Here is a 22,299-nt window from a genome sequence, read left to right as displayed (position 1 = left end):
TCGACGTCCCAGGGTCGAACCCTGGGTCGTACCTACCCATCGTCCTACTCGGGATCCTACCCGCTTACTCTTGGTTCAAGCGTGGTACAAGTTTTGAAACCTTTATGTGTAAAGGTCTTACTAGCAAGAACTTGAGACTTTAGCTTTTAGAAGTTTGTATGAGGGAATCTGGTTGGGATGCAATTCTATTGGAAAAGCGGTAGCTTTCATCCTTCCAAGTCATTTTTGTGATGCTCCAGTCTTCATCGTTGATATCGTCTTCACTATAAAAGACTTTCGATAAGACAAATTCACAATATCCTTCTGTCGTCTTTTCATAAGGCAATCTAAGACAAGTAGGTAAAACTGTCAGATCAAGAAAATCTAAATTCATTTCATGTGACGTTTTATAGTAAGGATATGTACTAAATGGATACTGAGCTAACTCACTCACCATCGGAACTGATGTTTGAATAGGATTGCGGTGAATATAAGCTGAGACTTCTAATAGGCCGTATAGCGAATCAATTTCTTTAGACCAAAAAGGTTTTTGATAAATTCTTCCGACATATTTATATCGTCTTCGGTAGTAGTCACTGTACTTCCGGTTAATGGTAGCCATGATAAACGATAAATCCTTATTTGGGGTTTGAATCACGACATGGTAGTGATTCGTCATAAAACAAAAAGCAAGCACTCGAAATTTCGATTTTTCATAGGCGAATTGAAAAGCTTCGAGTAGCGCTATCATATCTGTCGTTGTTGAAAAGATATTTTGCTTATTATTTCCTCTCACCACGCAGTGGTAATAGCGATCTGGATGAACAAGGTGTCTTGGTCGAGTCATCGGTACATCTCCTCTTCAAATTAAATTATCTCGAGAGTACCACATCGAAAATATTCTTGATTCTTACACTTCTTCATTTTGAGAGGGAAAACCGTGTGAAAACTTCGTTTCTACCCCTTTTTTACAGAAAACATCGTAATAATTGTGTGAAAATATTATTTTGGCATGTTTGAACCTAGTGGTCGACCGTGTCGCTGTCCTACCCTCCATCCCACTCGCCGTCCCTGGGTCCGACCGTGTCATCGTCCTACCCGCTATCCCACTCGCCGTCCCTGGGTCCGACCGTGTCATCGTCCTACCCGCCTTCCCACTCGCCATCCCTGGGTCCGACCGTGTCGCTGTCCTACCCGCTACCCCACTCGCCGTCCCTGGGTCCGACCGTGTCATTGTCCTACCCGCTATCCCACTCGTTGTCCCTGGGTCCGACCGTGTCATCGTCCTACCCGCTATCCCACTCGTTGTCCCTGGGTCCGACCGTGTCGCTGTCCTACCCGCCATCCCACTCGTTGTCCCTGGGTCCGACCGTGTCATCGTCCTACCCGCTATCCCACTCGTTGTCCCTGGGTCCGACCGTGTCGGCTACCGACAGTCGAACTGTCGGTCGAACCGTGTCACCCTATAAAAAACACAGATCTCCCAGAGACCTGTGTACCGTTCGTTATTTTAGTGAGGTGAGGTAGCCTTGATACGCGCTGGTCACCATTTCCGGAAGGAAGCGGGTGGCTTTCCAGTTGAGTTCCCGCTCAGCTTTAGATGGATTCGCGAAACTGATGGGAATGTCACCTGGGCGGTCAGGGCCAAATTGGAGGTTCAGTTCAACTGAATTGTGCTTTTCAAAGGTACGGATCAATTGGAGAACCGTCGTCTTTTGTCCCGTTCCCAGATTGTACATATGGATCCCCGGTTTTTCATGGTGCAGGGCGGCGACGTGTCCTTCCGCTAAATCCATGATGTGGATGAAATCTCTTAAGGCAGTCCCATCCGGTGTCGGGTAGGAGGTTCCGTGAATAATAAACGGCGACTTGGTTTCGAGTGCACGTAATATGCTCGGCATCAAGTTTGTGCTTTGGTCAGTAATGTGTTCATACAATACGCCACTCTGATGAGCTCCTACTGGGTTAAAATACCGAAGCGCGGTAACTTGAGATTCCGGTATGGTCTGTTGAAATGCGGCAAGCATTTCTTCACAGGTCTTTTTTGTAGCCGCATAAGAATTTGTCATGTGTTGAGCAAGTGGCGACTCTTCTGAAACGGCCTGCGGTGAATGACCGTACACTGTAGCTGAGGAACTGAAGATAATCTGGCGTATCTCGGAACTCTTCATTACTTCAAGAAGGTTCAGTGTTCCCAGCACATTATTTTCATAGTAGAGTAGCGGATTTTTGATGGATTCTTCGACCGATTTTAGTCCTGCGAAGTGGATGATCGCGTCATAGGGGTGCTGCTTCGTCACAAATTCCAGTTGCATACGATCTCGCAAATCCACTTTATAAAAGCGCGGCCGTTTTCCAGACACCTCGTCAATATCATCCAATATAGATAATGTCGAATTGGAAAGATTATCGATGACAGTCACATTGTGACCTTGTAAGTGAAGCAGTGCTGTCGTATGCGAGCCAATATAACCGAGTCCTCCTGTTACCAATACGTCCAAAGGAATCACCTCATCAATTTTGTTTACCGATTCAATCGTGCACCCAGACGTGTCATAAATTTATGACGTGGAACTACTAATCATGATCAGGTATCCCAAACGCAAAATAGGCAATGCGTGTCATGTAATATATGTGTCGTAGAGCAAAAAATAGAAAGGCAAATGTTGATTCAATGGCAAAACCTAAATAAAGAAGACACGATCGAACCAAGGGTTCGACCGTGTCTTCTTCCTACCCACCGTCCTACTCTATGTCCCTGGGTACGACCGTGTCACCGACCTACCCATCGTCCTACTCTATGTCCCTGGGTACGACCGTGTCACCGACGGTGGGAGTAACCGTGTCGGCTACAGACGGTCGAACCGTGGGACGCTTTGGGAAAAATGCCATAAAAAAAAGATGTGCAGCTGCACACCTTTAATCGTTGTCGTTATCGTTGCCTCTACCAGGCTTGTCTTCTGGTTTTCCTCGGTTGTCCTTGTTTTGACCGGGAGCGTTGCCGGAATTGCCTGGTCTATCACCAGATTTTCCTGGTTTATCTTTTTCTTCATCTTCGTCTTCGTCTTTGTCTTTACTTTTGTCGTTGTCTTTGCCATTTTCTTTGTCTTTGCCTCTGTCTTTGCCTCTGTCTTTGTCATTACCCTTGTCTTTGTCTTTGTCTTTGTCTTTGTCTTTGTCTTTGTCTTTGTCTTTGTCTTTGTCTTTGTCTTTGTCTTTGTCTTTGTCTTTGTCTTTGTCTTTGTCTTTGTCTTTGTCTTTGTCTTTGTCTTTGCCTTTGTCTTTGCCTTTGTCTTTGTTATGTCCTGGAGCATCGTCAGACTTCCCGGGTGATACAGCGCCGTTTGCTGGCGTTTTTCCAGATTGGTCTGGTGGTGTGGCTATATGACCTGGAGCATTGTTGGAGTTTCCAGGTTTGTTTTCGTTAGAACTGCCTTCTTGAGATGTTGGGTCATCTTCCGAAGTTTCGTCTGTGATTGGTGTTATCACCTCGTCAGATTCAGTTGGCTCTTCACGATTGACACGTTTTTCCTCGACTACTTTTTCAGCTTTTTTAATAGCGGAAGTGAGTTGTTCACGCATGTTGTCACTTTTAGTTTTTTGGAAGTCAAAGGCGTTGACGTCGTGTTTTTTAGCGATTTTTACAAGGACGACTTCGATCGGTAGGGATTCCCATTCCGGGTCGACCCCTACTCCTTCTACTAGGATGACCTTGCCTTCTTCGTCAACGCCGATTTCAAGAAGGTCGCCATTTGAAAGTTTAACGTAGGCATAAGCTTCAGGTAGAGAGCTAAACATCGCACCGAAAATAAAGAGCATGCTGGCGGCGATAGCGATGAATGGTCCATGGACGAAGGCTTTCATTGGCTTGAACTTTTCTTTGTAGGGTGTAAACGCCCCATGTTCTCCGACATCCGCTTCAACCACAGGAACGCCTTTAACGAAGTCGCCGTCATAGGTCATGTAGATATTGTGATCGTCGTTGACTTGCATGACGAGGCCTTCTTTTTGTGTCATTAGCGCATTCCTCCTTTAATGATTTGGTTGATGAGCGGGTAGTCACCAGTCATGAGGATGACAAGGGCGATGATGTATTTTCGGTGACGTTCCAATGTTTTTCGGGAGACGTCTACGAGCTCTTCAATTTGTTTTAAGGGTAGAGTTTTTTTGATTTCTAGGTGTTCGACGAATTCTGGGATGCCGGCAATGATGGAGGCGACTTCTATCATGCCGCGGCGCGAGTCTTCGTGTTTCGGCGCTACTTTTGTGAGCTCTTCGAAATTGAGTTCGTATGGATCGAGTGCCATTTGAAACTGGAGGATCTCGTACTGGCGTAGCTTTGTAAGTTCTTTCTCGGAGTGCACTTCGACTGCGCGGTGGGCGAGTTCGATATCGGCTGCTTCCCCGTTCACCATGGTGGCAGTGCGCGCTTCCTTCCGAATATGGTCAATCAAACGGCGCTTGATTATTAAATGGGCAAAGGTGGTCAATTTGGCTGAAGCGGAAGCGTCGTAGTTCTGGACAGCTTCGTAGAAGGCTTCGTAGGCGATACTATATTCTTCATCATGTTTATCTATTTTTCGTTTACATATAAATGAGGCGGTTTTTTTTATAAATGGGGTGTGAAGATCGAGCAGGTCGTGCAGGGCCCGCTCGTCTCCAGCCTGAGCCTGTTGCACAAGGTGCAGCTCGTGCTTTTCTTTGTTCGTAAACAGGGCTAGACGCATATCACCCCTCCGTTCTTCTGCGATTTCATTCTTCCTATTTTATCATAGATAGGACGGATGAGAAGAACGTGTTATGGTTCCAAGTTTGAAATTGTGAAGTTGGGTACAGGTGTGTCCACCTTTTGTCCCTCTTCAGCGGTTTATTCGTTTGCGTGTAGGGGTTTGTGGGGGTCTTTCTAGAAAAAAAAGAAGCGTGCAGGGCACGCGTCTTTAATGGTTGGAAAGTCACTTAGTTATTGCCATTTCCTTTGTTTTGATGACCTTTACCTTTGTTGTGGTCGTCGCCTTTTGAACCATGACCTTTAGCTTTGTGATCATGGTCTTTCCCATTGTGTTTTGCTTTTTCGTGCTGTTCATGGTTTTGACGTTTCTCTTCGTGTTTTGCTTCTCTTTCAGCTTTTTTCGCTGCTTTTTCAGCATCTTTTTGTGCTTTTATTGCTGCCTTTGCTTCTGATTCTACTTTTTTGGCTTCAGCAGCTGCTTTTTTCGCAGCTTCTTTCGCTTGTCGTTCTGCTTTTTTCGCAGCTTTTTGTGCCTCTTTTTCAGCTTTTTTTGCTTCTCTTTCAGCTTTTTTAGCTGCTTGTTCTGCTTTCTTTTCTTCTTTCTTTACAACTGGTGCAACGACCGGTGTAGTGTCTTCTTCCACTACTTCTTCAGTTGGAGTGTCTTCTTTAGGTTCTTCCACGACTGGTGTTTCTTCGTTCAACGCATCTAATTTCGCTTGGAACTTCTCAATGTTTTTCTGAATCGCTGCACGTGCTTGGTCGCTTCCGACTTGGCCATAGACTTTAGTCATAACGGCAATTTTGAAAGCAAGTTGCTCTTTTTTCTTCGCAAGTTCCTCTTCTTCAGTTAGTTCTTCAACAGTTGTATCGTTATCAGCTTCTAGTTCTTCAATTTTCGTTTCGAAGCGTTTAATCGCTTGGTTAAGTAGTGCCGTGATGTCTTCATCGTCAATCAGGGTCACGAGTTCTTTAATTTTGGCAATTTTCTCTTGATAGACTGCTTCGAGTTGTTCTTTGTTCTTTGCAGATTCTTCGTAAAGGTTATCTTTTTCTACATCCGCTGGATTAACAACAGGTGCAACGACATCTTCTGTTTTGTCAGCTACAGGTGCTGAAACTTCTTCAGTTGCAATGGCATCGTTTATAGATACGGTTTTGAATTCATCTGCCCATGCGTACGCGCCTCCTGTAATTGTCATTGTTGCGATGATAGCTGCTGCGGACATGCGTTTCCATTTACGATTTGTCATTCACAATCACCTCAGATAAAGTTTTCACCGCGTAGAACGGTGTACGCATACCTATTCGGAGGGTAGGCCTGTTTTTTTGGGGGTATCGCTGAATATTCAGGTAATTTTTCATATTGAATTAGGAAGTTTTTGGTGGATTTCCCTCCGGTTTGGGGGTGGGTCGGTGGCACGGTCGGACCCTGGGTCGGTGGGTGGAATAAGCACAAAACCACCCACCCGCCTAAAGGCGAGGGGTGGTTCGGCTTTTCTTGCGCTTTTTGTAGAGGTCTTCTGCTGCGCCGGAGCCGAGCATGACACCGGCAACGATGAAGAGGAAGCCGACAAAGTGGCGCCAAGTCAGGATTTCACCGAGGAAGAGACTCGAGAGAATCATGGCAAAGAGCGGGTTCAAGTTCATGAAGATGGCGGACTGGGTAGCACCCGCTTGCCCAATTGCATAGTTGTAAATCATGTGGCCCAGAGCCGTCGATATCAATCCGGAGACCAGGAATACCAGCCAGAAGATGGGTGGGGCGTCGAGAAATTGCACCATTCCGGAAGGTTCAAGTACGAGGCTCACTGCAATTAATCCAAAGGACCCGATGACCATCATATATGCGGTCATGACGCGTGGATCTAGGGTACGCGCAGCTTTACTGACAATCATGTAACTCAGTACTTGTGACAAAATGGAGATGAAGACAAAGAAGTCTCCTCTTCCGGTGTCGAGTCCTTCGGAGCCAACGAGTACCGCAATGGTGACGCCGGTGATGCCGAGAAATAAGCCGAGCCACTGGAGGGCAGACGGGAAATATTTCAAGAAGATAGCAGCTGCGATGGCAGTTAAAATTGGTCCGGTCCCAAGGATCAAGCCACCAGATGTGGCGCTTGTTTCAGCAAGTCCTAGGTTTAAGAACAACTGATGCAATGAGACGTTCGTGAAAGATCCGACGAGAATGAAGCCCCACTCGCGTTTCGTAGGTTTTCGCAGGATTTTCAGGAACTTCAGGACGATAAAGACAGCACAGCCGGCCATGAGAATACGTACACCTGTAACGGTTGTGGGTGGAACGTGGGTGCCCATGAATTTCAGCATCGGGACGTTGGCGCCCCATGTGAACATGACGGCGACCAGCATCCAGTAAATTTTCGCGCGACTCATGGTGCTCCTCCTCTCGGTTACCAGCGGTGCGCTTGGCGTTTGATAGCTAAACTAAAGATGATGTAGGCAAACAGGGACAGCACGACCGGAAAGACGACGGTGTGGATGCCAAGCAGGTTGCCGTTTTCGGCATTGTAAAAATGCAATGCGATGTAGCCCACTATACCGGTGACCATCGATGCGATGGCACCGTATTTGTTACCATATTTCCAATACAGTCCGAGGACAATCGGCCAGATGAAGGCTGCTTCAAGTCCTCCGAACGCAAAGAGGTTCAGGAAAATCAACAGTTCCGGCGGATTGACAGCGAGTACGAATACGATGGTACCTAGGATCGCAGTCACACCTAAACTCATTCGCTTCACCGTTTTAACCGACGCGTTTGGTTGGATGTAGCTCAAGTAGACGTCTTTCACGACAGCAGAACTAACAAGTAGTAACAATGAATCGACGGTCGACATGATAGCTGCCAGTGGCGCTGCGAGCACGATTCCAGCGAGCCATGGCGGTAAAACGTCCAGGGCAATGACAGGAATAACCGTATCTGCGACTTCAATTCCGGGTTTGATGGCACGGGCAAAGACCCCAATCAAGTGCATGTTCAGCATGATGAAACCGGTGACAATGGTTCCGATGACAAGCGCTCGGTGCATGCCGCGAGATGTTTTGTAGGACATCGCCCGGACGGCAATTTGCGGTAGGGCAACGACCCCGACTCCGACTAGAATCCAAAACGAAGATACATAGGCTGCGGACAAGTTGCCATCGTGGCCATATGGCGTGACAAGGTTCGGGTTCTCACTAATCAAGTCCTGCATAATCGAAGGAATTCCACCTCCGGCAATGATGACGGCGATGAGGAGAATCAGTGTACCGATAATCATAACGATCCCTTGCACCGCATCCGTCAGTGCCACCGCCCGGAATCCGCCTATGATAACGTAGACCAGGACGGAAACGGCGAAAATAAAGAGGGCAGATAGGTAGCTAAGACCGGTGAGCGTCTCAATCAGTCGTGCGCCTCCCACCCACTGCGCAGTCATCGCGGAAAATAAGAAGATGATGATAGCGAGTGCTGATAAAATCGCGACGACCGGGCTATTGTAACGGGCCTTTAGGAAGTCGATCAGCGTGACCGCCTTATAGCGGCGCGCGAGAATCGCAAACTTTTTCCCGAGAATGAGTAGGACGAAATATCCTGTCACGACTTGTGTCATGGCAAGGAGCACCCAGCCGAATCCCATCGTATAGGCAGTTCCTGGTCCTCCAAGAAAACTAGAAGCACTTCCGTAAGTAGCGACCATGGTCATCGCAAGGACGAAGCCTCCGAGTTCACGCCCTCCGAGGAAGTAATCTTGTAGAAAGTTTGTTGAGCCGTTTAGGCTGCGGCTAGCCCAGTAGCCGATGACGAAGATGACCGCTAGAAAAATCAGAAGCGGAATGATGACTTGCCAGTTCATTCGGTAACCTCCTCATCGTCAAGCGGTACTTCTTTCAAGACGAACTTCGCGAGTAATGTGACGGTGACGGCGATTAATAAAAAACCGACGATGCAGCTATAGAAGAACCACTCGGGGAAGCCCCAGATGTAGCGGTACCTTTCGACCGGTTGACTGCCTAGCCCGTAAGCGAAACCAAACCACCAAGCGAAGTGCAACACAGCGAGAATGACACCGATGATGGCTTCTCGGTGGGCAATTTTGAATTGTGGATCCATGGGTATGACTCCCTTCTTTCCTTCGTTTCCCAAAGTGTTTATGTATGCTAGTCAGTATACTCCTTTTGGCAGGGAGTGGGAAGAGGGATTTGGTGGGTCGGTCGATGGGTAGGTCGGTGGGTCGGTCGGTGGCACGGTTCGACCCTGGGTGCGTGGGTGGGTTTGGGGGTAGGTCGATGGGTAGGTCGGTGGCACGGTTCGACCCTGGGACAGTGGGTGGGTTCGCGACACGGTCGTTCCCTCCCCCCGAACCGTAGTAGCAAATATGTACACTTTTATTTCAGCGATATTAAAGATTTTTTAATGTCCTAAGATCTTGCTAGGAAGGTCTTAACACATAAGGTTTTACATACTAAGTAATCATGACATCAAGAAGCATAGTGACTAAATGGACCGGGTGAGTTACCGGAATGGACCTGTCGAGAGTCTCCAGTGAACCGGGTACACAACGAGAAAGGGCCTCAGCTCCCTTCCCTGAATAGTTTAAGAGTCCCGTGTCCCATTCTTCCCTACTAGAAAAACCGCCCTCCCACATCGTGGGAACGGCGGCATGCATATAGGATTTATTCGTTCGATTCTTCGGGTACGCTCTCTCTCACTTCCGGCTCAGTTTGAATGGCACGAGAGTCTGGAAGGAGGAAGTAGATGTATTCTTTCCAGTTGACCGATTTGATGCTGTTCCACGTTGGACGATCAAATGGCATCGGGAAGAAGGTACGTGAGTTGTTGCGGCGGAATTCGTCGTCAAGGACGATTTGACCGTTCACAAGTCCCGAGTCGACAATGACGGACTGGAGTTCCGGTACGTTAAAGGCAATACCGACCGGGATGCGACCCACTGTTCCCCGCTCAGATAATGTGTAGATTTCTGCGTAATTTTTGTCGCGGACTAGCATCCAGTCGTCGCGGATGCGCATCGCATTCGTTGCTTCATCTAGGTTCATTGTTACGTTGACATTAGCGCCCATCGGTAAGCCTTCAAGAGGCTCTACTGACTGGATCTCGACTTCGTACAGTGGCAAGTCCGGGTGCGTCTCGAACTGACCGTGAATTTCTTTCCAGCGGTTGTTGGTCACTGGGAGCGTTCCCTTTGATAAGATTTCGCCTGTATAGATTTGCGCCAGATGGGTAGAATAGGCACGAACCCTTTGCTCTGGTTGAATCTCGTGCCAGTGCTTTTCTTCGACGAACGTGATGAGACGCTGTTCGCTCGGTAAAATATGCACGACGACCGTGTCATCATATTCCTCGATGCGGTCTACGACACCATCTACTGGGCTCACAAACTGAAGTTCACCACCTGGGGACTGCAGTTGGGCACTGACGATGGCAAGTTCCCGCTCCACTTCCGCAAGTTTCGCTTCCGCTTGGGAAATAGCTTGATCATAGGCACCTTCTTCTGTGATTTCCACATCGACTTGAACGTCGACAGTGACATCTACGATTTCATCAGCTGCATTGCCTATTCCGGTTGCGTTACCGGAACTCGAACTTGACGAACCGGCACGGGATTTATCCGACTGTAGGCCGGAGATGATGCTGCGCAACTCGTTCGCTTCCGACTGGTACGCACTTTGCATGGCTTGCCACTCGGCATGTTGTTCTTGTTCATCCGACGTATCCAAGTTCGCAACTGGTGCACCTAATGTCACCGCATCGCCTTGTTGAACCGTCAATTCTAGTAGTTCCGCACGATTAATCGATAGGAAGTACGTGTTGACCGGAACTGTGATGGCTTCTTTTTCAAGTTCACGCGCGTAATCTCCCGGAGCGACTCGAATATGGTTTTCAATATAGTAACTGCGGGCGAGGGGGCTATCGTCTTTAAAGACGAGAATCATATTGGCAGCCACAAATGCTGCGATGGCCACAGAAATTCCGATGGTAATGAATCGATTCATTATAGGCCACCTCCCATTAGTACGTTTTCCCACGGGAAGATGCTGACAAGTGCAATGATTGCAGCGAATATGATGTGCATAGCCAGTAAGATGGCAAGCAGTACTTTTGTCGAAAAGTCCGTAAAGCGCTGTAAGAACTGCAGTTGCACAGCGATGATGAGTCCTGTGAATACTGAAAACTGGTTAAAGAAGTAATGGAAAAATTCCATATGTAAAAAGTTCGCAGCGAGTGGACCAAATGATAAGAATGAAAAAGGTGTCGTGTAGCCGACCAGTGCGTAAATCATGAAGAGCAATGTTTTCTCAATCAATAAGATCGCAATAACGTAGAGTTGCATGATGGCAGCCACGCGTAATGGTACTCGTGTAAGGATATGTAAGAGTTGGCTGACGCCGAATAAATGAAATGCAAAATATAGGAGCGCCCATAAGATGATACCAAAGAGCGATACCCAGCGTGCAATTGCATATGTATTCAAGTAACCGAGCACATAAAACGACGTGAGTGACGTGGTCGTCATCCCCCAGAGTTCAATGAGGATATAGAATAAAATAGTTAAACCAAGCAGTATGCCTACGCGCTTTTTAAATCCGCGTACGGCGTCGGCGTTTTCGAGTCCGGAAAGTAAATGGTCCCGGTGCGTCAAATAACGCCAAAATTGAAAATCAACAAACATAGGGCTTCCTCCTAAAACGATCTTTCACTCTAGTAGTTCATTCTAGCATATTTTCCCTAGTATAGACTCATCGAAACATACTGTTTTTTATATTTGTGTAACCCTTTTGTGGGTAAGACGACTACTTCTGTAAGAGAAAGGGGCGGATGATTATGCGGCACTTCGTGGATTTGTCGTTCAGTTGGGGGGATATCGTGTTTGGCATCATCGGTTCGACGGTGTCGGTATTGTTCCTCTCGTATTTCCTCTAAAAGATAAAAGCACCTATCGCTCAACGTTTGAGAGGATAGGTGCTTTCTATTGAGTTGACTTAGACATAAGTACCTCCGTCATGCTGGGCAGCAAGTAATTGATAGAATAGGTCGGCATCGCGATGGAGCAGTGCATTGTCCATAAGTCGTTCGAAGTTTTCCTGTTCAAGCTGAGTGATCAACTCATTAACTTCTTCACTTTCTTCGATTTCAGCTGTTTCTGCTATCGGTTCAATGAGCACTTTCAAATGATCATGCACATCGGATACGAGCAGTAGCTGATAGAGTGGCAAGCGAATGAAGCGATTGCCCTTTTGGAACACGAATACTTCCGACAGATTCTCTACTTGCATCGTATCTTTATTGATCAAAATCTCTTTTCCTTCAACCGGAATGAAGCTGAACACTTCCTCTTCTTTTCTTAATGAAAAGTATTGGTACGCAAACACCAGTCGAATCTTTCCATCCTTTATTTCCATGTGGAACGGCTTCATCATTTCAACATGTAGCATAGTTTCCCCCTCCTTTTTTAAATATTCTGTTTCTTACTTGTAGTTTATCATATTCCCGTAATTGTGTGCAGAAAAACATCCTATTGGAAGAAATTTTCATGTCGAATGTCGGCGTCGAATGTTGGTGGGTCGGCGACACGGTCCGACCCTGGGTTCGTGGGTGGGTCGATGGGTGGGTCGGTGACACGGTCCGACCCTGGGTTTGTGGGTGGGTCGATGGGTGGGTCGGCGACACGGTCCGACCCTGGGTTCGTGGGTGGGTCGGTGGGTGGGTTCGTGGGTGGGCCGATGACACGGTCCGACCCTGGGTTTGTGGGTGAAGGGCGCCTCCCTGTCCACGCTGTCATTTGACCGAATTTCTGAACGAGCCTTCTCCACATCTGAACACAAAAAATCCAGCAACAACACGTCACTGGATTCTCTCATCAACCGACAGGGTTATGTAGGTCGGGATATGGTTGTGGGTATGGCCTACTTGCGTACCGGTCGGCGGGTCATATAGCCGATGCCCTTCTCATAGGTGGCCAAGATCTGATCTAGCGGGAGGTTTGCAATCTCCTGCTGCGTCAATTTCCGGTCGGTGATTAAAAACAAATCATACGATACTTCACATAGAAGTAATGTACCATTTTTTAAATACTTCCGTGCTTGCCTTGCCGAACACAATTCAATTTCAATAGTTAAACAACTTTCCTGGTGACGCTTCGAGTGAAACGACAATCGTAAAATACTCCGTGGCATCCGCATCTCTCTCTTCTTATAAAGTTAACCCTAATTTGGTTATATCTTATTTTCTTGGGCTCATTTACCTTTCTTGCCGTTTTGGTAATTTCCCTATTTTCAACCACTCATTTCGTTACGCTATTACCAAATTGGTAAGCAGGTGGTGACGTCATGATATTTCATGAAAAGCTAAAAACGTTTCGTGAAGAACAACTCAATATCTCACAAAAAGAGGCCGCTAAACTATTGGAAATTCCCGCTGCGAACCTCTCTCGTTACGAAGCCGGAACAAGGCAGCTAAGCCTAGATATTCTTCTACTGATGTACGAGCGCTATGGCATGTCAAAAGAACAATTTCTTGACCTTCTGTCACTCTCCCCTGGTACGCGCCGAACAGCTGAGACGTTGGTGGAACAAGCGCATGAATCGAAGAGCCAGTATTACAGTCAGTTCCATGACCTTCTCGAGGAACTTCTCAAAGACGCAATGTTTCGTCGTCTTCTTCTCGAACTTCGTGACCTTTCTGATAAAGAACGAACGGCCTTTCTTCAAGCAGTTTTAAAAAATCATTCCTAAACATGGATCCGACTTTTCGAATCCATGTTTTTTCTTTGCCGAAAAGACGCTATAATGGAAGGATAGTCTTTTAGAAATGTGGTGACTCGAATGACAGGCATGACCGTCCAGCGGCTGCTATACTTTTACCAGGAAAATGTTCAAGAAACCATGAACGAACTCAAAAACACACTCGTTGCGGGCACAACACAAGACGAATCCCTTGTCCGCAGTGCCCAAAGCTTTGTCCGAAACGGCGCAGTACGTCTCGTTGACTACCGTCCCGTCCAGCATGAAGCCACCTTTATCGTCCGTGACGTCCAGGATGCGTATGTCGAGATCGGTTTCCATGAAGGCGCTGCGTGCAGTTGCAAAGCCACACCCATCTGCCGGCATGTTACCGCTTCCTATTTCTACTTATATCAACACTTCGGCTCCCTGACTGACTGGGTCCGCGACTGGAAACAATCCGCAGATGTGGAGGCGCTCCGTAAGATTCGCCAGGAACGCACTCCACTTGCTTGGGAACAGTACGCAAACAATTTACTTACGAAGCTCGTCATCGAAGACCATGCATCGAGCTTCTTCTTAATGGAGTTTGCTTTGAATGACTACCGCCGCCAAATGCAGCGCATTCGTCCTTTAGAGCGCGAGTGGCACGTCATTTTCGATGCGAGCGTCACACTGATGACCCTCGTCAAATTGTGGCCGGTGTTTGAATCGTTCCTCCGGGAAAATGAGCGCGGTCGTGTTCGTTACTATCTCGACGAGACCACCCAGGTCCTGAAGCACCAGTTCCGGCAACTGAACGCCCAACACCGATTCTTCGCGGCAGACCCATTCTATGAGCGCATCGAACGGTATGTCCGTCATTTACTTATTGAAACGAGCGGGTACTTTAACCAGCGCAGCGCGATCTACTCTGCGTACTGGAACGAACTCGGCAACCAGAAAACGCGTGCGATCGAACTCGATTTCCTCGAGAAGCACTCCGAGACGAAAGACGGGAACTCCCTCCTTTCGCTCCGGCAGCTCTTTTACTTGCAGATGGGTAACAGCGAACAGCTGCTCGAAACCCTTCAATACGCCGCCCCGGAAGAAGTGCCGAATTATTTGTCGCTCATTCGCTACGCACTCGACCAGGAAGATACGCAGTCAGCCACACATATGATGCAACGACTCCTGCCTGCGATTGAAGAGTTTTTACTCGAAGACCCACTTGCTTCTCGGTATGTCTACACGATTCGTCAAATGGAGCGAGAAATGGGGCTTGAAGCGGATGACAAAGAACACTTCTGTCAGATGTTACTTCCGCATACGCTCGAGCCCTACTCGCACTGGTTGATCGAACAAGAGCGCTTTAAAGAGTGGCAAGAACTGCACTTATTCTTTGCAAGTGGCATCTCGTATGCCGAGACCTGTGGCTTACAGATGGTCGCCAACCACTCGCCAGCTCATGCGATGCCGATCTATCACCTCAACATCTTGCGTGAAATCGATGAGAAGAAACGTGATAGTTATAAGCAAGCCGTGCGTCATCTGAAGAAGATGAAGCAACTCGCAAAAGCTGCGGGTGACGCGGCATACTGGAACAGCTACGTGAAAGAAATTCGTGAAAAATATCGCCGCCTGCGTGCCTTGCAGCAGGAAATGGAGAAAGGAAATCTTGCACTGTGAGTTTATTTTCTCTTCCTATACGTATTGAACCGATCGATGGTGGCTTTGCCGTGTCCAGTCCCTCGCGGCCGGAGCGCCTGCGCCACATCTTGTTCGGTTCCCACCGTGACAGCTTTTACGGCCTCCATGCAGAGGAAGTGAAAGGCAAATTTGTGCTGTCCGCACTGGATGCAATTGAACTGTTCGCAGAACCAGCCGGACTTGTTAGACTGTACGGTGAAGACTCGGATTCGATGAAACATATGGCCGTCATCCGGGAAGCGGTCGACTTGTGGGCGCGTCCCGATTTATGGAATGACGTGAAATTTGACGTCCACAGTATCGTCGTCGCTGTTTCTGAAAATGAAGCTGTGACCACGACAATCGAGACCGCCATCTTACAGAAAGCGCGTCAAGCCGCGTTTTCCTATGATGACCTTGTCAGCCTTAGTGACTACTTTAAAGAAGGCGGCTGGCCAATCAAGAAGGTCCAGGCACATCCGGAAATTCATGTGGCTCTTCGCTTGATGGAGCCGGATGATATGACGGATGAATGGATTCTAGAGACAGTGGTCCGCGGCGCACGGAGCTCGAGTTACTGGGCACCCGCTGTGAAAAAGCGTGCGCTTCCGGTTGGAGAAGCCCTACCACCGAAATGGGCCCACCTGAGCGAGGTGGTTTCGCAGTTTCAACACGGCTTGATTCCTTTTATTTCTGTGCTCGATGAGGCCCCTGAGACGTTTGTTTATAGGCAGCTTGAAGACCAGCAAGTTCGGGATTTTCTTCGTCATGACCTGGCTAAGCTGCAAGCGTTCGGGTATGATGTAGTGCTTCCAAGTTGGCTCAAGGAATTGAAAGAGACGAAGATGCAAGTGCGCGCTTCTGCCGGAACAAACCGGTATAAATCAGCAGCCGGACTTGAACAGATTCTTCAGTTTAACTGGAACTTTTCCCTCGGTGGCCAGGAAATTTCAGAAGACCAGTTCCGACAACTTGTCGATGAGAACCGGTCATTCATCCGCTCGGGTGACCAGTGGTTCCAAATTGATGCACAGTGGATTCAAGAGATCCGTAAGCTTCTTGACCGTTCAGAAGATGAAGAATGGACCGTAAAAGACTTACTTTTCCAAGAGCTTCCGGAAGAGCTGGCGCTTGCTCTAGAAGACGAGGACGAAGACGATCCGCTCGTGCAGTTCCAGTTACAGCAGTCCCTCGAGACCTATTTGACGCAGTTGCAAGAGAAAAAAGGGTTCCCGGAAGTTCCACCATCTGCGAACTTGCTTACGGAACTTCGTCCGTACCAACAACTCGGCCTCAACTGGCTCGTGTTTATGCGGAACGAATCATTCGGGGCAGTACTTGCCGATGACATGGGGCTCGGGAAAACGGTTCAGCTCATAGCGTACTTATTGCATGTCCACGAACAGACGCCGACGCATCCTTCCCTAATCATCTGTCCGACTTCGGTGCTGGGAAACTGGCAGAAAGAACTGCAGAAGTTTGCCCCGAGCCTAAATCTCCACACGCATTATGGATCGAACCGTGGGTCGCTTGATTTAGAAGCGGACGTAGTGGTGACGACGTATGGAATTGCGACACAAGACGCTGAACTCTTGCAGCAGATTCCTTGGAGTTCTGTGACGCTGGACGAGGCACAAAACATTAAAAACATGCAGACGAAGCAGTCTCGGGCCATCCGGAAATTGCGCGGGACGCATCATATTGCTTTGACCGGGACACCAGTTGAGAACCGCTTGTCCGAACTATGGGCAATCTTTGACTTTATTCATAAAGGGTACCTTGGGTCGTTCAAGTCGTTCCAAGAAAACTATATGGCTCCGATCGAGAGAGATGAGGATGACCAGGCGAAGCATCGTCTGCGTCTGAAAATTCAGCCGTTCTTGTTACGCCGTACGAAGCGGGATCCGGTCTTGTTACTGAATTTACCGGAGAAGCTTGAGCAGAAAGAATACTGTGCATTGACGACGGAACAAGCGGCTCTTTATGAGTCGTTGATTCAAGAATCGGTGAGCCAGCTCGGTAATTTGAGTGGCTTTCAGCGTAAGGGGTTGGTACTTAAGATGCTGAGCAAGTTGAAGCAGCTATGCAACCATCCTGCTCTTTATTTGAAAGAACCCTTTGACGATGCAGAGACGATGCTCAAACGGTCAGAAAAATTGGCAGGTATTGTGGCGCTCGCGGGTGAAGTTGCGGCGCGCGGTGAGCAGTGTCTGATCTTTACGCAATACATTGGCATGGGCCATCTGCTGCAGCACTGTTTCAGTGAACTCTATGATATCGATAGTCCGTTCCTGACGGGCAGTATGCCGAAAGGACAGCGCGATCATATGGTCGCTTCGTTCCAGGCGGGAGAATTTCCAATTTTCTTATTATCGCTCAAGGCTGGCGGAACGGGACTCAATCTGACAGCGGCAACGCACGTGTTGCACGCGGACCGTTGGTGGAATCCGGCAGTCGAAAACCAAGCGACAGACCGTGCGTACCGCATTGGGCAGCAACAGTTCGTGCATGTGCATAAGTTCTTGACGATCGGAACGATTGAAGAAAAAATTGATACACTGCTTGAGCAAAAACAGACACTCTCAGATGAACTGATTCACTCAAGTCAGTGGATTACCGAGCTCAATGATGATGAGCTGACGGAGTTATTGACCCTCTCGTAAGAGGGCAAGACTCATGCCTATCCCCAGAAAAGCATAGTCTCTACGAGTGTATTTCTAAAGCGACGATGTAGTATTCTTCTTATACTGGAAGTGTATTTGGTTTCAAGTCGTGCGGGAATTCAAAGCGTTCTTCAGAGACTTCCACTTGATCCGGTGGATGTTCTTCTTTCCGCTTCGTAGCGAGGAACCTGATTTCTTCGACAATAACATCCGTGGCATAGACGCGTTTCCCCGGTTCCTTTTCATAGGTCCGGGTATGTATCCGACCGGTTATTCCGACGAGAGACCCTTTGCCACAATACTTGACGGTCAGTTCCGCAAGTTTTCCATAGATGGAGCAGGTGATGAAATCTGCTTCATCTTTTTTATAGCCGTTCGGCACAGCCAGAATAAATCCAGATACTTTACGATCGTCCGAAATCGTACGCAGGATGGGATCTTTCGTGAGCCTGCCGATGAGTGAGACTTTGTTCATGCGTTCACCTCCTTTCTTCTAAAAGTAGGCTAAGCATAGGCGACAACATCCATTGTTGGCAAACATACACAATTTCATTTTGAAGCGGTAAAATGGCCGAAATCGTCGAATTATCGTGTGAAAACTTCATTTTGGAGTCGAAAATGCTGTGAAAATATAGATTTCGAGCGTTCTTCAACTTTTTTTAACCCGGAAAAAGCTATGCTATACTTAGGGAAATAAACGTCGTGGAGGTCTACCAGGTGAAGACATTTAAAGTCATCGAAGCATCGATTCTATCGGAAAATGAAACGAAACGAATTCCGCTTGAAGACGGCATCATTATCAATCAAGAAAACATTGCGCGTTCGTGGGCGATCGAATTGTTCACAGTGCGTGATTTGAAATCTTTTTTTGATGACCTCGTCGCTTCGCAAGAATTGGTCGAAGCACGTGTGGTCATATCCTATCCAGAAAATGAACCAGCTCCATTTGAAGTGATGGCGTATTCCGTCAAAGAAGTCGGTGAGGGCATCTCTGTCCTGTTCCGGGGCACATTGAAACGCGCGCGTCGGAAATATGCCGAAGGATTACTTTATGAACTGATCGACGAAGGTTTAGAAGGGGCGGCCCTTCTTGAGCGTTTTGAGAAGGATATGAAGGAACGGCCAGTTTTAAAAAAAGATCAGGATAAAAAATAAAAAAGAGCGAGCACAAACCAATTTTTTGAGTGGTTGTGCTCGCTTTTTTATGTGGTGTTGCTTTATGGGCGACACGGTTGGACCGTGTCGGCGACTGTGTCAATATCCCTCGGTCGAACCGTGGGAAGGTCCTACTCTTGTTCCTACTCGCGAACCTACCCACGGACCGTGTCAGCAACCGTGTCGCGAACCGAGGGTCGAACCTACTCTTGTTCCTACCCACCGTCCTACTCGCGGACCCAGGGTTCAACCCAGGGTCGTCGTTGCTCTTAACACATCCCAAGCTGACTTGGTAGTGGAATGAGCTGGATGGGTATACCATTGACTGTCCCTGTGGATCTCATACCGACATCCCTAAAGACCGTCATTCATGTCTGTGAAAGTCGTTTATTCGTCTTTATTGTCCGGGTCTTTGCGGTCGATGTCGTCTTCGATGACTTCTTCTTCGTTGGTGTTTGGATCTTTCATCATGTCTTTGTCCGTGTCAGTGTTCTTGTCTTGAGAGGACGGAGCAACGTCGTTTCGATTGTCCCTCGTGTCGTTTCCATTCCCGTTTCCATTCGTCTCCGGTGGTGTCACGTCAGGGACCATTTCTTGCGCGTCTTCGCGGACATCTTCCATCGGTGTTTCGTTATTATCCGGAATGCTTTGGTCCATGTTACAGGCACCGAGTAATAGAGCGGAAGCGGCGAGCCCCACAGTTAACGATTTTTTCATGAAAAAACCCTCCTTTCTTAGCGGACTCATCACAGCGTCTGTGACTTTAACTAGTCTGCTTCTAAAAGAAGGGAATATGCGAAACGGATTCTGCCTACTTTTCCATTTCCTTTAATAGCTGCTCCACGTATTGTGCTTCCGCTTTACAGCCATACTGATAAGACGTACCTAACTTCTCTTGCTTAATCTCAATGGATGCCGCCAAATCTTCTGACACAGGTTCTGAAACAATTTTTTCAATCGTTTCGTTAATTTTTTTCGCGATGGCTTCGTGGAAACCAGGATCCTCTTTCACTTCCGGATCAACTTTCGCGAACCATGTGCCTTGCTCTTCGCTGTGGGCACGCCAGAAGAAAATGAAATCGTTCATATCAAAGCGGTCTTCTTCCCAATCGATGGATGACATGTAGTTTTCAAAGGCTGTAGAAATGGAACGGGTAATACTTATTTTGATACCTGATGGTAAGTTTTTATACATGGTGATGTACCTCCTCGGTACCATACATCAAGGAGCTGTGACCTTCACTTGCTGTACAGCGGTGTTTATTCGCCTGCTTTTGGACCGATGGCAAATAGAATATCGGCTTCGCACGCGATTTCTCCGTCCACGGTCGCTACGGCATGTCCTTTTCCGATTTGACCACGAAGACGTGTGAGTTCAACTTCGAGACGAAGTTGATCACCCGGTTTGACTTGTCGTTTGAAGCGACAGTTGTCAATTCCTGTGAAGAATGCAAGGCGTCCTTTGTATTCAGGCATTTGAAGAACCGCTGTTGCGCCTACTTGGGCAAGTGCTTCCACAATTAAGACACCTGGCATGACCGGATAACCCGGAAAATGTCCGTTGAAATACTCTTCATTGATGGAAACATTCTTTAAGCCAACCGCACGTTTTCCTTCTTCAATCTCTAAAATGCGATCGACAAGTAAAAATGGATACCGATGCGGTAAGATAGCTTGAATCTGCTCTGTCGTTAGCATGTGCATTTCCCCCTTATTTCGTGGTGCCATTTAAGATATTAATGATGTGCTGATAGGTTTCCCATTTAAGAGCGTCAGATGCATCGCCGCCTCCAATTACGGAAAAGCCTACTGTAAGTCCTGCTGCAATGGCAGCGGCAAGTAAAACGAGAACAAGCAGGATACGCAGCCAAATCGGGAACAAGCGAATTTGAACCCAACGTGTCGGCTTTTGGCGTTTTTCCGTGTCTGTCTTCTCTTGTCCTTCACTTTTTTGCGCACGCACGGCTTTCACCTGTTTGCGAGTAACTGCTTTCTCTTCGGTCATACATGTACTCCTTTATTCAAGCTCTAGCGCTTTAACGTTTTTGGCATATTATCTAGCATAATACCCGTTCCAATCGCGACGCAATCCATTGGACTCTCTGCAAGGAACACGGGTACTTTTAGTTCGTCTGTCAATAATTGGTCCATCCCGTGGAGAAGAGCTCCTCCACCGGTAATGATGACACCTCGGTCGATGATGTCTGCGGACAATTCCGGTGGGGTCTTTTCCAGAACGTTTTTACACGCCTGAATGATGACCGATACGGATTCATGCAAGGCACCTTCGATTTCTTCGGACGTAATGGTAATCGTGCGCGGAAGACCCGTTACCATATCACGGCCGCGGATGTCCATCGTTTCACTTCGGCCTTGAGGATAGACCGTCGCAATTTCAATTTTAATATTTTCAGCTGTCCGTTCCCCAATCAGCAGCTTGTATGCTTTCTTGATGTACTGAAGAATATCTTGATCAAAGACGTCTCCAGCAACTTTAATGGATTCAGATGTCACGATGTCGCCCATCGATAGAACGGCCACGTCTGTCGTTCCGCCACCAATATCGACAACCATGTTTCCGCTCGGTTGGAAGATGTCCATACCAGCCCCGATAGCAGCCACTTTAGGTTCTTCTTCAAGAAATACTTTTTTTCCACCGGATTTTTCAGCGGCTTCTCGAATCGCTTTTTGCTCTACGCTTGTAATATTCGTTGGACAGCAAATTAGAATCCGTGGTTTTGTGAACATGCCTTTGACATTCAGCTTGTTGATGAAATGTTTCAGCATCGCTTCTGTCACGTCAAAGTCTGCAATAACACCGTCTTTTAAGGGGCGAATCGCGACGATATTCCCAGGTGTACGACCGAGCATTTGACGCGCTTCTTCTCCCACAGCCAGGACGCGCCGAGTTTGCCGGTCTAGTGCAACAACAGAAGGCTCATTTAGGACGATACCTTTGCCTTTTACGTGGATCAGCACGTTGGCTGTCCCCAAATCTATGCCAATATCTTTAGAAAACATTCTCGTAGGGGTCTCCCTTCCCAAACTATCTATCTCTATGTTTTTAGGTTTCTCGACTTTTAATTTTATCATAGTTTTTGTCGAAACGTACAGTTTTCTTTGAATGTGCGAGACTATTGGAAGAATTCAGTTTTTTGGGGGGTGGCACGGTCGATGGGTGGGGCGGTGAGTGGGAATGACCCTGGGTTCGCGACACGGTCGATGGGTGGGGCGGCGAGTGGGAATGACCCTGGGTTCGCGACACGGTCGATGGGTGGGGCGGCGAGTGGGTTCGACCCTGGGTTCGCGACACGGTCGGACCGTGTCGCACAAGAAAAATCCCGCAGCTGATTCGCTGCGGGATGG

General features: G+C 47.8%; 26 protein-coding genes. 8 read left to right on the top strand and 18 right to left on the bottom strand.

Annotated elements, in window-relative coordinates:
• Positions 1-139 precede the first annotated feature (139 nt).
• Positions 140-826, bottom strand: coding sequence for a transposase (locus ACFO0S_RS03655; protein ID WP_378140289.1), 687 nt, complete (start codon positions 824-826; stop codon positions 140-142).
• Between the two features lie 160 nt (positions 827-986).
• Here ACFO0S_RS03655 and ACFO0S_RS03650 point away from each other — a divergent pair, with 160 nt between their 5' ends.
• Positions 987-1,448, top strand: coding sequence for a hypothetical protein (locus ACFO0S_RS03650; RefSeq protein ID WP_378140287.1), 462 nt, complete (start codon positions 987-989; stop codon positions 1,446-1,448).
• A gap of 36 nt (positions 1,449-1,484) precedes the next feature.
• Here ACFO0S_RS03650 and galE read toward each other — a convergent pair whose 3' ends face one another.
• The 10 genes from galE to ACFO0S_RS03595 all read right to left on the bottom strand — a co-directional run bounded on the left by galE (position 1,485) and on the right by ACFO0S_RS03595 (position 12,160).
• Positions 1,485-2,480 (bottom strand): UDP-glucose 4-epimerase GalE, encoded by a 996-nt coding sequence (gene galE / locus ACFO0S_RS03645; RefSeq protein ID WP_378140285.1) that lies wholly within the window; start codon positions 2,478-2,480, stop codon positions 1,485-1,487.
• A gap of 418 nt (positions 2,481-2,898) precedes the next feature.
• A complete protein-coding gene (locus ACFO0S_RS03640; protein ID WP_378140283.1) occupies positions 2,899-3,996 on the bottom strand; it encodes a hypothetical protein in 1,098 nt (365 codons plus the stop codon).
• Positions 3,996-4,706, bottom strand: a complete 711-nt coding sequence (sigI, locus tag ACFO0S_RS03635; RefSeq protein WP_378140281.1) for an RNA polymerase sigma-I factor — start codon at positions 4,704-4,706, stop codon at positions 3,996-3,998. The genes ACFO0S_RS03640 and sigI overlap by 1 nt, the downstream gene beginning before the upstream one ends.
• 229 nt (positions 4,707-4,935) lie before the next feature.
• Complete coding sequence (locus ACFO0S_RS03630; protein ID WP_378140279.1) at positions 4,936-5,961, bottom strand: hypothetical protein; 1,026 nt, start codon at positions 5,959-5,961, stop codon at positions 4,936-4,938.
• A gap of 220 nt (positions 5,962-6,181) precedes the next feature.
• Entirely contained in the window at positions 6,182-7,102 is a 921-nt protein-coding gene (locus tag ACFO0S_RS03625; protein ID WP_378140277.1) for a DMT family transporter, read from the bottom strand.
• 17 nt (positions 7,103-7,119) lie between these two features.
• Positions 7,120-8,562 (bottom strand): sodium/pantothenate symporter, encoded by a 1,443-nt coding sequence (gene panF, locus ACFO0S_RS03620; RefSeq protein WP_378140275.1) that lies wholly within the window; start codon positions 8,560-8,562, stop codon positions 7,120-7,122.
• Positions 8,559-8,819, bottom strand: coding sequence for a YhdT family protein (locus ACFO0S_RS03615; protein WP_378140273.1), 261 nt, complete (start codon positions 8,817-8,819; stop codon positions 8,559-8,561). The genes panF and ACFO0S_RS03615 overlap by 4 nt, the downstream gene beginning before the upstream one ends.
• A 563-nt stretch (positions 8,820-9,382) precedes the next feature.
• Entirely contained in the window at positions 9,383-10,720 is a 1,338-nt protein-coding gene (locus ACFO0S_RS03605) for an efflux RND transporter periplasmic adaptor subunit (protein ID WP_378140269.1), read from the bottom strand.
• Complete coding sequence (locus ACFO0S_RS03600; protein WP_378140267.1) at positions 10,720-11,397, bottom strand: hypothetical protein; 678 nt, start codon at positions 11,395-11,397, stop codon at positions 10,720-10,722. Before ACFO0S_RS03600 ends, ACFO0S_RS03605 begins: the two co-directional genes overlap by 1 nt.
• A gap of 310 nt (positions 11,398-11,707) precedes the next feature.
• Positions 11,708-12,160, bottom strand: a complete 453-nt coding sequence (locus ACFO0S_RS03595; protein WP_378140265.1) for a transcriptional regulator — start codon at positions 12,158-12,160, stop codon at positions 11,708-11,710.
• Positions 12,161-12,265: 105 nt separating this feature from the next.
• Here ACFO0S_RS03595 and ACFO0S_RS14795 point away from each other — a divergent pair, with 105 nt between their 5' ends.
• A complete protein-coding gene (locus ACFO0S_RS14795; RefSeq protein WP_417281998.1) occupies positions 12,266-12,511 on the top strand; it encodes a hypothetical protein in 246 nt (81 codons plus the stop codon).
• A 120-nt stretch (positions 12,512-12,631) separates the two neighbouring features.
• Here the strand turns inward: ACFO0S_RS14795 and ACFO0S_RS03585 are convergent, their stop codons facing one another.
• Positions 12,632-12,901: a hypothetical protein gene (locus ACFO0S_RS03585; protein WP_378140261.1), complete on the bottom strand. Its 270-nt coding sequence runs from the start codon at positions 12,899-12,901 to the stop codon at positions 12,632-12,634.
• 153 nt (positions 12,902-13,054) lie between these two features.
• Here ACFO0S_RS03585 and ACFO0S_RS03580 point away from each other — a divergent pair, with 153 nt between their 5' ends.
• The 3 genes from ACFO0S_RS03580 (at position 13,055) to ACFO0S_RS03570 (ending at position 17,778) form a co-directional block, all read left to right on the top strand.
• Entirely contained in the window at positions 13,055-13,459 is a 405-nt protein-coding gene (locus tag ACFO0S_RS03580; RefSeq protein ID WP_378140259.1) for a helix-turn-helix domain-containing protein, read from the top strand.
• Between the two features lie 90 nt (positions 13,460-13,549).
• The gene (locus ACFO0S_RS03575; RefSeq protein WP_378140256.1) at positions 13,550-15,115 is read left to right on the top strand and encodes a hypothetical protein; all 1,566 of its coding nucleotides are present in this window, start codon (positions 13,550-13,552) and stop codon (positions 15,113-15,115) included.
• Entirely contained in the window at positions 15,112-17,778 is a 2,667-nt protein-coding gene (locus ACFO0S_RS03570) for a DEAD/DEAH box helicase (RefSeq protein ID WP_378140254.1), read from the top strand. Before ACFO0S_RS03575 ends, ACFO0S_RS03570 begins: the two co-directional genes overlap by 4 nt.
• A gap of 79 nt (positions 17,779-17,857) precedes the next feature.
• Here ACFO0S_RS03570 and ACFO0S_RS03565 read toward each other — a convergent pair whose 3' ends face one another.
• Complete coding sequence (locus ACFO0S_RS03565; protein ID WP_378140252.1) at positions 17,858-18,253, bottom strand: single-stranded DNA-binding protein; 396 nt, start codon at positions 18,251-18,253, stop codon at positions 17,858-17,860.
• Positions 18,254-18,495: 242 nt separating this feature from the next.
• On the opposite strand from ACFO0S_RS03565, the gene ACFO0S_RS03560 reads away from it, so the two are divergent.
• Together ACFO0S_RS03560 and ACFO0S_RS03555 are read left to right on the top strand one after the other, a co-directional pair.
• The gene (locus tag ACFO0S_RS03560; RefSeq protein ID WP_378140250.1) at positions 18,496-18,933 is read left to right on the top strand and encodes a YwpF family protein; all 438 of its coding nucleotides are present in this window, start codon (positions 18,496-18,498) and stop codon (positions 18,931-18,933) included.
• A gap of 35 nt (positions 18,934-18,968) precedes the next feature.
• Positions 18,969-19,229 carry a hypothetical protein gene (locus ACFO0S_RS03555; protein WP_417281997.1) on the top strand — a complete coding sequence of 87 codons (261 nt, stop codon included), beginning with the start codon at positions 18,969-18,971 and terminating at the stop codon, positions 19,227-19,229.
• A gap of 91 nt (positions 19,230-19,320) precedes the next feature.
• Here ACFO0S_RS03555 and ACFO0S_RS03550 read toward each other — a convergent pair whose 3' ends face one another.
• From ACFO0S_RS03550 to mreB, 5 genes are all read right to left on the bottom strand, one after another.
• Positions 19,321-19,650, bottom strand: a complete 330-nt coding sequence (locus ACFO0S_RS03550; protein ID WP_378140246.1) for a hypothetical protein — start codon at positions 19,648-19,650, stop codon at positions 19,321-19,323.
• Positions 19,651-19,744: 94 nt separating this feature from the next.
• Positions 19,745-20,128: a hypothetical protein gene (locus tag ACFO0S_RS03545; RefSeq protein WP_378140244.1), complete on the bottom strand. Its 384-nt coding sequence runs from the start codon at positions 20,126-20,128 to the stop codon at positions 19,745-19,747.
• A gap of 65 nt (positions 20,129-20,193) precedes the next feature.
• A complete protein-coding gene (gene fabZ, locus ACFO0S_RS03540; RefSeq protein ID WP_378140242.1) occupies positions 20,194-20,631 on the bottom strand; it encodes a 3-hydroxyacyl-ACP dehydratase FabZ in 438 nt (145 codons plus the stop codon).
• Positions 20,632-20,644: 13 nt separating this feature from the next.
• Positions 20,645-20,938 (bottom strand): DNA-directed RNA polymerase subunit beta, encoded by a 294-nt coding sequence (locus ACFO0S_RS03535; RefSeq protein WP_378140240.1) that lies wholly within the window; start codon positions 20,936-20,938, stop codon positions 20,645-20,647.
• A gap of 23 nt (positions 20,939-20,961) precedes the next feature.
• Positions 20,962-21,954 (bottom strand): rod shape-determining protein, encoded by a 993-nt coding sequence (mreB, locus tag ACFO0S_RS03530; protein ID WP_378140238.1) that lies wholly within the window; start codon positions 21,952-21,954, stop codon positions 20,962-20,964.
• Positions 21,955-22,107: 153 nt separating this feature from the next.
• On the opposite strand from mreB, the gene ACFO0S_RS03525 reads away from it, so the two are divergent.
• Entirely contained in the window at positions 22,108-22,284 is a 177-nt protein-coding gene (locus ACFO0S_RS03525) for a hypothetical protein (protein WP_378140236.1), read from the top strand.
• Positions 22,285-22,299: the final 15 nt, after the last annotated feature.

Source organism: Chryseomicrobium palamuruense (genome assembly GCF_042649045.1).
In the GTDB taxonomy this organism is placed as follows: Bacteria; Bacillota; Bacilli; order Bacillales_A; family Planococcaceae; genus Chryseomicrobium; species Chryseomicrobium palamuruense.
The sequence above is the reverse complement of the archived record's forward strand: the minus strand, read 5'-3'. Positions and strand labels throughout refer to the sequence as shown.

What these genes read in the sequence shown, in the direction of transcription:
- ACFO0S_RS03575 (WP_378140256.1), top strand. Translation starts at nt 13,550, where the DNA reads ATGACAGGCATGACCGTCCAGCGGCTGCTATACTTTTACCAGGAAAAT.
- ACFO0S_RS03625 (WP_378140277.1), bottom strand. Translation starts at nt 7,102, where the DNA reads ATGAGTCGCGCGAAAATTTACTGGATGCTGGTCGCCGTCATGTTCACA.
- ACFO0S_RS03525 (WP_378140236.1), top strand. Translation starts at nt 22,108, where the DNA reads ATGGGTGGGGCGGTGAGTGGGAATGACCCTGGGTTCGCGACACGGTCG.
- fabZ (WP_378140242.1), bottom strand. Translation starts at nt 20,631, where the DNA reads ATGCTAACGACAGAGCAGATTCAAGCTATCTTACCGCATCGGTATCCA.
- ACFO0S_RS03640 (WP_378140283.1), bottom strand. Translation starts at nt 3,996, where the DNA reads ATGACACAAAAAGAAGGCCTCGTCATGCAAGTCAACGACGATCACAAT.
- ACFO0S_RS03655 (WP_378140289.1), bottom strand. Translation starts at nt 826, where the DNA reads ATGACTCGACCAAGACACCTTGTTCATCCAGATCGCTATTACCACTGC.
- ACFO0S_RS03595 (WP_378140265.1), bottom strand. Translation starts at nt 12,160, where the DNA reads ATGCTACATGTTGAAATGATGAAGCCGTTCCACATGGAAATAAAGGAT.
- ACFO0S_RS03605 (WP_378140269.1), bottom strand. Translation starts at nt 10,720, where the DNA reads ATGAATCGATTCATTACCATCGGAATTTCTGTGGCCATCGCAGCATTT.
- ACFO0S_RS03550 (WP_378140246.1), bottom strand. Translation starts at nt 19,650, where the DNA reads ATGAAAAAATCGTTAACTGTGGGGCTCGCCGCTTCCGCTCTATTACTC.
- ACFO0S_RS03615 (WP_378140273.1), bottom strand. Translation starts at nt 8,819, where the DNA reads ATGGATCCACAATTCAAAATTGCCCACCGAGAAGCCATCATCGGTGTC.
- ACFO0S_RS03585 (WP_378140261.1), bottom strand. Translation starts at nt 12,901, where the DNA reads ATGCCACGGAGTATTTTACGATTGTCGTTTCACTCGAAGCGTCACCAG.
- panF (WP_378140275.1), bottom strand. Translation starts at nt 8,562, where the DNA reads ATGAACTGGCAAGTCATCATTCCGCTTCTGATTTTTCTAGCGGTCATC.
- ACFO0S_RS03545 (WP_378140244.1), bottom strand. Translation starts at nt 20,128, where the DNA reads ATGTATAAAAACTTACCATCAGGTATCAAAATAAGTATTACCCGTTCC.
- ACFO0S_RS03535 (WP_378140240.1), bottom strand. Translation starts at nt 20,938, where the DNA reads ATGACCGAAGAGAAAGCAGTTACTCGCAAACAGGTGAAAGCCGTGCGT.
- ACFO0S_RS14795 (WP_417281998.1), top strand. Translation starts at nt 12,266, where the DNA reads ATGTCGGCGTCGAATGTTGGTGGGTCGGCGACACGGTCCGACCCTGGG.
- sigI (WP_378140281.1), bottom strand. Translation starts at nt 4,706, where the DNA reads ATGCGTCTAGCCCTGTTTACGAACAAAGAAAAGCACGAGCTGCACCTT.
- ACFO0S_RS03600 (WP_378140267.1), bottom strand. Translation starts at nt 11,397, where the DNA reads ATGTTTGTTGATTTTCAATTTTGGCGTTATTTGACGCACCGGGACCAT.
- mreB (WP_378140238.1), bottom strand. Translation starts at nt 21,954, where the DNA reads ATGTTTTCTAAAGATATTGGCATAGATTTGGGGACAGCCAACGTGCTG.
- ACFO0S_RS03630 (WP_378140279.1), bottom strand. Translation starts at nt 5,961, where the DNA reads ATGACAAATCGTAAATGGAAACGCATGTCCGCAGCAGCTATCATCGCA.
- ACFO0S_RS03580 (WP_378140259.1), top strand. Translation starts at nt 13,055, where the DNA reads ATGATATTTCATGAAAAGCTAAAAACGTTTCGTGAAGAACAACTCAAT.
- ACFO0S_RS03565 (WP_378140252.1), bottom strand. Translation starts at nt 18,253, where the DNA reads ATGAACAAAGTCTCACTCATCGGCAGGCTCACGAAAGATCCCATCCTG.